Source organism: Methylophaga sp., assembly GCF_030651745.1.
Map to the genome: position 1 here is coordinate 32099 of NZ_JAUSCC010000057.1, position 8294 is coordinate 40392.

The following is an 8294-nucleotide window of genomic DNA, read 5'->3' on the forward strand; positions in this document are numbered from 1 at the left end:
ATCAGACAATAACACAGCAATACAGGCTTAAAAATATGCAAATAATTGCATATTAATGTTATGGCAAATTAGGGTGTAGAGAGATTGATTTGTACTTTAGGGAGAGGCTGTCAGGTAGGTGGTGTTGGGTGGATGAAAAGCTATTAAACAAAAACAAGCTTTAATTTAGGCATAACCGGTTTCAAAAATTTGCTCAAACGTCACTTCCTGTCCACAACGGGAAAGTTCGTAACCCTCAAGATCAGCTAAGGCATTATGAAACATTTTGCCATTTACGCACTCAAGCAAAGCTTGCACACTTTCATGTTCAAATTGCTGCTGACTGACAGCAAGGCAATAGTGCTCCCATTGAATAGGTACAAAGTCGAGGCCGAACTTTTTGGCGACTGCAGCGATGCCAAAACCACAATCAGCTACACCACTGGCCACCATCGCGGCCACAGCCATATGGGTGAACTCTTCTTGCTGATAACCGGTAATAGTCGTTGGGTCAATGTGTTGCAGAGCGAGTAACTGGTCCAGTAATAATCGTGTTCCAGAATCTTTCTGGCGATTAATAAAGCGATAGTTTCCTTTACTCAAATCAGCAAGCGTTCGGATGGCGAGAGGATTACCTTTGGGTACCATTAATCCTTGTAAACGTCTGACCAGATAGATGAGACGATGATTTTCGGGAGAAATATGTTGCAAATACTGCGATGAGACACGTTTGCCAAGCTCACCCTCGGGCACATGAAAACCAGCAATATCACATTGATTTTCTTTTAATGCTCGCAGGCTTTCCACGCTGCCGTGAAAGTGTAATTCAACCGGCATATCTTTCAGCTGGTTTAAGGTGTCTCGTAACGCACTGACAGCTAAACCGTGGCTGGCATAAATTTTCAGATGATAATGTTGCTGCGATTGCTGAATACGCGATAGCTGGTGGGCCAGCTCGGTAGCTTGGTTAGCAAGTTGGGGCGCGTGACGTGCCTGTAATTGTTGCTGTGCCTGCAGCAGTTTTTCGCCAGCTTCAGTGAGCTTGGCACCACGGCCACGGTGTTTAATAAGCAGCGGCGAGCCGAATAGTTTTTCCCATTTTTCCATCAAGCCCCAAGCATGACGATAGGAAACCTGACATTGCAATGCGGCTTGTTGCAGTGAGCCCAACGAATGAAGGCTTGTTAGCAGATTAAATAATACGGGATCCACGGTGATGGATTTCCCTTCATGTTCAATCTGCCACAGGAAGTTAATTTGAATATTCAATTGGCTAACCACATCGTTTGGTGAGGAAAAGACACTATTAACTTCAACATTTACCCTCTATAAACCATCGGTATTTGATTCCACCCAGCGATCACCTTGTTGGTTCTGCTCTTTTTTCCAGAAAGGAGCTTTGTATTTGAGCTCTTCAATCAGCCAATTGCAGGCATCCAATGCGGCACGGCGATGTGCTGACCAGCAACCGATTAATACAATTGCTTCGCCGGGAAACACCTTACCCACGCGGTGCACAATCAGACAATCATTCAACGGCCAGTTGGTTTTGGCCTGCTGTTCTAACTGTTCAAGATAGCGTTGGGTCATGGCGGGATAATGTTCCAGGATCATGGTTCTGACCGTGGCATCATTATTATAGTCACGCATGGTTCCGATAAAGCTGGCCGAAGCACCATCTCTGCCTGCAGGCACTTGCTGGGCAAACTCACTGAGCCATTGATATGGTTGAAAATCTTCATCAAGAATATGCGATGCCATTTGTTAGCCTCCGGTAACCGGTGGAAAAAAGGCGACTTCATCACCATCATTCACCTGACTTTGCATATTGGCATAATCAAGATTAACAGCGACAAGTAAATTATTGGGTGGCGTGGCAGACTGGGTTGCCAGATCCCAGACTTCGGTAACAGTAGAAGCCTGTTCTACCGTAGTCTCACTCTGTCCCAGACTTTCCCGCAGACTGGCAAAAAATTTGACTTGAATAGACATCTGGTTAATTGTTCCTGGATAAAAACATAAGGATAACACCCCAAATGGCAGAGTTAACGCATTTTAATCAGGCTGGTGAAGCGCATATGGTCGATGTCGGCGATAAAGCGGTGACGCAACGCAAAGCCATCGCTACAGGGCGGATTGTTATGTTGCCTGAAACCTTGAAACTGATTGAGCAGGGCAACCATAAAAAAGGTGATGTATTGGGAATTGCCCGTATTGCCGGCATTATGGCAGCTAAACGCACTGCGGATTTAATCCCGTTGTGTCATCCGCTGGCACTCACCAAAGTCTCGGTCGAATTTGAAATTGATGCAGCCAACCACGCGGTGAATTGTCAGGCAGAAGTCGCTACTGCAGGGCAAACCGGAGTGGAAATGGAAGCACTTACTGCGGTGCAAGTGGCGTTGCTGACTATCTACGATATGTGTAAGGCGGTGGAGCGTGGCATGGTCATGACTGATGTCTGTTTGCAGGAAAAAGCCGGCGGTAAATCTGGCCATTGGCAACGTTCTGTTTAAAGAAAGTTCCACCTCCCAACAATTAATCTTCAAAATTAAGTTTGAATTCAGTATCACTGCTTTAAACTGAGTATAGGAATTTTTCCTATGTTCGTGAAGGTATATTTTCCCGGGCAGTTCATTTTAATGCTGAGTTCAACTATGCCCCATTCGATCTTAAAACTGTTTTTACTCTTCTCACTTGCTTTGCCAGCACTTAGCCAAGCCTCCGAATTACGCTTGTTGATCGATATGTTGCATGAAAATGGCATGGTCAGCGAAGAGCAATATGGTCGTTTAGTGGCTGAGTTAGAACAAAATCAACAGCAAGCAGCAATAGAAAAACAGGAAATAGCCGAAAAACTTGAAGTAGCAACACAACCTCCTGAAGTCGAAGTTACCACCAAGGGCGGACTTCGTGTCAGAACCACTGATGGACAATTTGAAACCCGTCTGCGTGGACGCTTGATGATTGATGCCGCCGATTACATGGGTGAACCGGAAATGGGTGACGGTACAAATATTCGCCGTGCCAGATTAGCCTGGACTGGTCGTATGTATGGCGATTGGGGTTTCCAGCTTGATTATGATTTTGCCGGTGGCGGTAAGTTACGTGATTCGTTTGTGTCATATCTGGGATTTGAAGATACCCGTTTACGTATTGGCTTGATGGAAATTCCGTTTCAATTGCAATACCGCAGCAGCTCCAGTAACTCACAAATGATCGAGCGTAGTTTGTTGGGTGCTTTTGGTGGCGATCGTTATATAGGTCTGATGGCCGACACCAAAAAGCAGCACTGGACAGCCGCCGCCGGTTTATTTGGTGAAACAGCAACACGGCAGAATCCGATAGTCGATGAAGGCTGGGGAGTAGGGGCACGTTTTACCGTGGCACCGATTAATAATGAAAAAGATCGTCTGTTACATTTTGGTATCGCCAGCATGTATCGCAATGTCGAAGATGTCGGTGTTATTGAGTTCAGTGATGAACCGGAAGCCCGTGTTGCCGGCAGTAATATTGTTGATACCGGTGATATTGATAACACGAAGAGCTTTACCCGCTATGGGCTCGAATGGGCAATGATTCGGGGCCGGCTATCCGCACAATCGGAATACGTGCTGACCACTGTTGACCGTAATAACGCTGAAAATCTGCAATTCAGTGGCTGGCATTTCCAAACCGGCTTTTTCCTGACCGACGATTCATTGAATTATGAGCGAGGTGATTTTGGCAGCCCATCACCTACCAGAAGAGTCGGTGATGGCGGTATCGGTGCCTGGGAATTAACCTTGCGTTACAGCAGCCTCGATTTGAATGACAAGCTGATCCAGGGCGGTGAAATTCAGAATGTTACCTATGGTGTGAACTGGTATCCGGTTCCTATGCTGAGATTTTCGGCTAACTATATAGATGTGCTTAAAGTGAATGGCGGTCCAAATGATGGTCAGGAACAACGTATCTTTCTAGTACGCAGTCAATGGGCCTTCTAAGCAAATATTACAATTGCTGAGACAGCGAAATTAACCAATGTTATTTGGAAAATTTACTTTGATTATTTGTTAATAAAAGTATAGATTTAAGGTAGCAAAAGAAAGTGAACATGCATTAGCAAAGTCTTATATATCAATTAGAAAGCGGCCTTTAATGCTCTCTTAGCTGTTTGTTAAGAATTACATCACACTTAGTAAAAAATAAATTGGTTTTACCTAAAAATAATTAAGATGTTTCTCGAATATGACGATAATATTACAGAAATTTCGTATTCATTTGAGGATCTGAATTTATGCTATCCAAAAAACATCTGCTGGCTGCCGCCATCGGTTTATCTTTGAGCTTTTCCAGTCAGGCTTCCGAACTGGAAACTTTGATTAATATGCTGCATGAGAATGGCATGGTGACCGATGAGCAATACGGTCGATTAATGGATGAACTGGCAACGAATAAAGCCACCTCTGAGCAGGAAAAAGCGGCGATTGATGAAAAGCTGGCTGAAGCCACCAAACCCTCTGATGTCGAAATTTCAACACAGGGCGGCTTAACACTGAAAACACGTGACGGTCAGTTTTCCACTAAAGTTGGAGGTCGTCTGCAAGTCGATGCTGCCACTTATGGTGGTTCACCGGATATGGGCGATGGCACTGATATTCGCCGTGCCCGGTTATACCTTTCAGGCACCTTATTTCGTGATTGGGGTTATAAACTGGAATACGAGTTTGATAACAGTTCAATTACCGATGCCTTTATCACTTATGACGGGTTTGAAAACTATCAAATTATGGTCGGTAATTTTAAAGATCCGTTCAGCCTGGATTATATGATTAGTGCCAATAACACTATGTTTATGGAACGTGCCTTACCGACAGCGTTTAATGCCGGGCGTCATATCGGGGTAATGGGGGCTCGCAATAGTCAGTATTGGACCTTGGCTGCAGGTGTTTTTGGTGAATCTGTAAGTGATAATCGTACTCAAGTTCAGCGAGCCAGAGACGAAGGCTGGGGTTGGAGTACCCGTGGAACGCTTTCACCAATTAACGAGCCCGGAAAATTACTGCATTTTGGGTTGGGTTTAAATTACCGTGATTTACAACCGAATAATGAAGTGCAGTTCAGTCAGGCAGCTGAATCCAATGTTTCCGGTGTAAGAATTGTCGATACTTCTGCAATTGATAATGCCGACAGTATGCTGAAAACCGGCCTGGAACTCGCCACAGTAATCGGTCCTTTCACTGCTCAGGCAGAATATATTCGTACCTCGGTAGATCGTGACAATATCAGTAATGCCGATTTTGATGGCTGGTATGTGCAAAGCAGTTATTTGCTCACTGGTGAATCTCGTCCATATAAAAATGGCGTATTTGGTGGTATCAAACCAAATCATCGGGTTGGTGATGGTGGTATAGGCGCATGGGAAGTGGCGATGCGTTACAGCTCACTGGATTTGAATGATGGCGCGATTAACGGTGGTGAAGCAGATTCAATGACTTTGGGACTCAACTGGTACCCAGTACCAATGTTACGTTTCTCTGCCGATTATGTGCAGGTATTGGATATTGATGGCGGGCTTTATGATGGAAAGAAACCTAATGTGTTCCAGGTTCGCAGCCAGTGGGCATTCTGATTTAATATAAGTAAAAAGCCGCTGTTTGTTTTACTAACAGCGGCTTTTTTATTTCTGCTTTAATCGTTTTCAGGTGTTGTAGTGAAAAACAATTGCTGATTATTTATGGTGAAGCTTTCTATCACTTGTTTACCTGATTCACCCGTTACAAAATCAATGTATTGTTTTGCCATAGCGGATTGCACATGCGGATGTTTGTCAGGGTTTACCGCCATGATGTGGTAGGGATTGGATAACATTGCTCCACCTTCAAACAGCAGTTTCAGTCGCATTTTGTCCTGATAGGCAATCTGGGTACCGCGATCGGTTAACGCATAACCTGACATTTCATCGGCAATTTTTAATACCGCGCCCATACCCTGTCCGGCTTGCACATACCAGCTACCAGAAGGGTTGATATTGGCGTCTTGCCAGAGTTCGAGTTCTTTTTTATGGGTACCGGAATCATCACTACGTGAGACAAATCGGCTGCCGGATTCAGCAATGTTCTGCATGGCTTCGCCGATAGTCTTTGCTGAGGCAATTCCTGCAGGATCGTCGGCAGGTCCGACCAGCACATAGTCGTTATACATCACGTAGCGACGGTCGATAAAAGAGCCGTTTTCAACATACTCAAGTTCAGCTTGCGGCGCGTGCACCAGAGCAACATCGACATCACCATTGGCTCCTAACTTCAGAGCTTGTCCTGTGCCGACCGCAATCACCGCAACTTTTATATCTGTTGATTCGGAAAAAGCTTTATTTAATACGCCTAACAGGCCTGTATTATCGGTGCTGGTGGTGGTCGAGAGCTTGAGTAACGGTTCGGCATAAGCCGAAGAACTCAGTAATAAGCTGATAAATAACAGAGAAAACAAGCGTTTCATATTAAGTCTCACCATAAGCTGGAAAATTCGATGTATTCCAGCATACATATCGAAGGCTGTAAATGAATTTTTTAAGGGGGGGGGGGCGAGCTTAAAGCGTTAATTCTTGGGAAAGTGTGCTCATTTCCTGTTCAATGGCTTTTTCAGCCTGACGCTGGGCTTGTCGATACTGCTGTAACACTTGTTTGCCGATCGCCGTGACTTCAGCACCACCACCATGGCTGCCGCCTTTTGCGGTCAGCACAAGCGGTTTGGCAAAACTTTCGTTCATTGTGTTCACTAAATCCCATGCCCGTTTATAAGACATGCCCATAGCCCTGCCGGCAGCCGAAATTGAACCATGCTGAATTATGGCTTCAAGTAAATCCGCTTTGCCGGGACCCAACGCTACTTTGTCGTTGATGTGCAGACGTATTTTGACAGAGGTTTTATAGATCATTAATTGCTGAACCTTCCCAGAACAGAAATGAACAGTTAATTTTAACCCTGTTCAAGCAAACGTCTCAGATCAATCATCGCCGCATTGGCTCTGGAGACATAAGAAGCCATCACTAATGAGTGATTGGCAAACAAACCAAACCCACTGCCGTTAAGGATGATCGGACTCCATACCGTGGCCTGGGTAGCTTCAAGTTCACGAATGATTTGACGCAGGCTGATAAGGGCATTTTTCTTTTGCAACACATCGGCAAAATCATGCTCTGCCGCTTTGAGTAAATGGATCATCGCCCAGATGGAGCCACGCGCTTCGTAAAACACATCATCAATTTTCAACCAAGGTGTTTTGCTGACTTTCTCAAGCTGAGTAATGGTGGATTGATGCGCACTGCGATCGCCTGCCAAATCAGTATTAATTCGAATCTGTCCGACGCTGGCCCCCAAGCGTTGAGACAAACTGCCGAGACGTTTTTCAGCGATGCCCAGCCAGGCAGCCAGGTTATCGGCACGGGCATAAAACTGAGCTTCATCACGTTGTTCATCGGCTAGACGATCCAGATAACTTTCCAGGGCTTTAATGCCTTTGCGGTATTCACTCTCGGTAGACGGAAACAGCCAGGAGTCAGAATTAAAATTAAACTGTGGCTCGGCAATGATCAGATCTTTATCTTCTGCGGATTGTGATTGCGAACGGCTGATATCGTTACGCAGTGCCCGTGAATAATCACGAATCTGCACCAAAACGCCGAACTCCCAGTTAGGCATATTGTCCATCCACACTGAAGGTGGCATGACATCATTGGTTAAGTAACCGCCGGGTTTATCCAGTAAGGTATTAGCCAGTGTGATAAGCGTTGCGGTAGAGGTATAACCCGTGACTAGTTCATGTTGTCTTTCCGCTGCCATATCGCGGGCATTGTTTTTAGGATCAAATGCACTTGGGGGAGAGCTCCACCAGATCATGATGACGATAAAAAGAAAGATGATGATGGCAACAGCCAGCAGTAAGGCTTTGGATATTTGTCGGCGACTGTCGGGATCTCGGAAAGAATCAATGAAATTCCACCACACTTGCCGACTGCGCTGAATAAAAGTATTTGCGGCCATAAAACATCCAGAAAGATTAATTGTCAGATTTCACCATAGCGTATTTTTGACAGCAATAAAATGCGTAATGCTTGTCGGGAGTGCTTTCCCGTTATTGTGCGGGAGATTTTCCTGAAAACTTTACGGCATTAAGCTTGACGTAATAGTGAAAGGGGCTGAATAATGCCCGGTTTGAAAATGCTTTTGATGAAGCGGGGGACGCTTTAAGTATGACACTCAGAGTTGAGATTGAAGATCTGGCCAAGCATTTTGGCGAGATTCGAGCTGTGGATGGTGTGACATTCTCAGTC

9 protein-coding genes are annotated in these 8294 nt (G+C 45.2%); 3 read left to right on the plus strand and 6 right to left on the minus strand.

Annotated elements, in window-relative coordinates; translation table 11 throughout:
- Nucleotides 1–165: 165 nt before the first annotated feature.
- Genes Q7V21_RS06895 through moaD form a run of 3 tightly spaced genes read right to left on the minus strand, consistent with a single transcriptional unit; the run spans nt 166 to nt 1971 of the window.
- Nucleotides 166–1248: a substrate-binding domain-containing protein gene (locus Q7V21_RS06895; protein WP_304916577.1), complete on the minus strand. Its 1083-nt coding sequence runs from the start codon at nt 1246–1248 to the stop codon at nt 166–168.
- 57 nt (nt 1249–1305) lie between these two features.
- A complete protein-coding gene (locus tag Q7V21_RS06900; protein ID WP_304916578.1) occupies nt 1306–1740 on the minus strand; it encodes a molybdenum cofactor biosynthesis protein MoaE in 435 nt (144 codons plus the stop codon).
- 3 nt (nt 1741–1743) lie between these two features.
- Nucleotides 1744–1971 (minus strand): molybdopterin converting factor subunit 1, encoded by a 228-nt coding sequence (gene moaD, locus Q7V21_RS06905; protein ID WP_292356421.1) that lies wholly within the window; start codon nt 1969–1971, stop codon nt 1744–1746.
- Nucleotides 1972–2015: 44 nt separating this feature from the next.
- On the opposite strand from moaD, the gene moaC reads away from it, so the two are divergent.
- From moaC to Q7V21_RS06920, 3 genes are all read left to right on the plus strand, one after another.
- The gene (gene moaC / locus Q7V21_RS06910; RefSeq protein WP_304916579.1) at nt 2016–2495 is read left to right on the plus strand and encodes a cyclic pyranopterin monophosphate synthase MoaC; all 480 of its coding nucleotides are present in this window, start codon (nt 2016–2018) and stop codon (nt 2493–2495) included.
- A gap of 141 nt (nt 2496–2636) precedes the next feature.
- Nucleotides 2637–3965 carry an OprO/OprP family phosphate-selective porin gene (locus Q7V21_RS06915; protein WP_304916580.1) on the plus strand — a complete coding sequence of 443 codons (1329 nt, stop codon included), beginning with the start codon at nt 2637–2639 and terminating at the stop codon, nt 3963–3965.
- 293 nt (nt 3966–4258) lie between these two features.
- The gene (locus Q7V21_RS06920; RefSeq protein ID WP_304916581.1) at nt 4259–5593 is read left to right on the plus strand and encodes an OprO/OprP family phosphate-selective porin; all 1335 of its coding nucleotides are present in this window, start codon (nt 4259–4261) and stop codon (nt 5591–5593) included.
- A 59-nt stretch (nt 5594–5652) separates the two neighbouring features.
- Here Q7V21_RS06920 and Q7V21_RS06925 read toward each other — a convergent pair whose 3' ends face one another.
- From Q7V21_RS06925 to Q7V21_RS06935, 3 genes are all read right to left on the minus strand, one after another.
- A complete protein-coding gene (locus tag Q7V21_RS06925; protein WP_304916582.1) occupies nt 5653–6459 on the minus strand; it encodes a substrate-binding domain-containing protein in 807 nt (268 codons plus the stop codon).
- 91 nt (nt 6460–6550) lie between these two features.
- Entirely contained in the window at nt 6551–6898 is a 348-nt protein-coding gene (locus Q7V21_RS06930; RefSeq protein WP_304916583.1) for a winged helix-turn-helix domain-containing protein, read from the minus strand.
- Nucleotides 6899–6939: 41 nt separating this feature from the next.
- The gene (locus Q7V21_RS06935; RefSeq protein WP_304916584.1) at nt 6940–8004 is read right to left on the minus strand and encodes a DUF2333 family protein; all 1065 of its coding nucleotides are present in this window, start codon (nt 8002–8004) and stop codon (nt 6940–6942) included.
- Between the last annotated feature and the right edge of the window lie 290 nt (nt 8005–8294).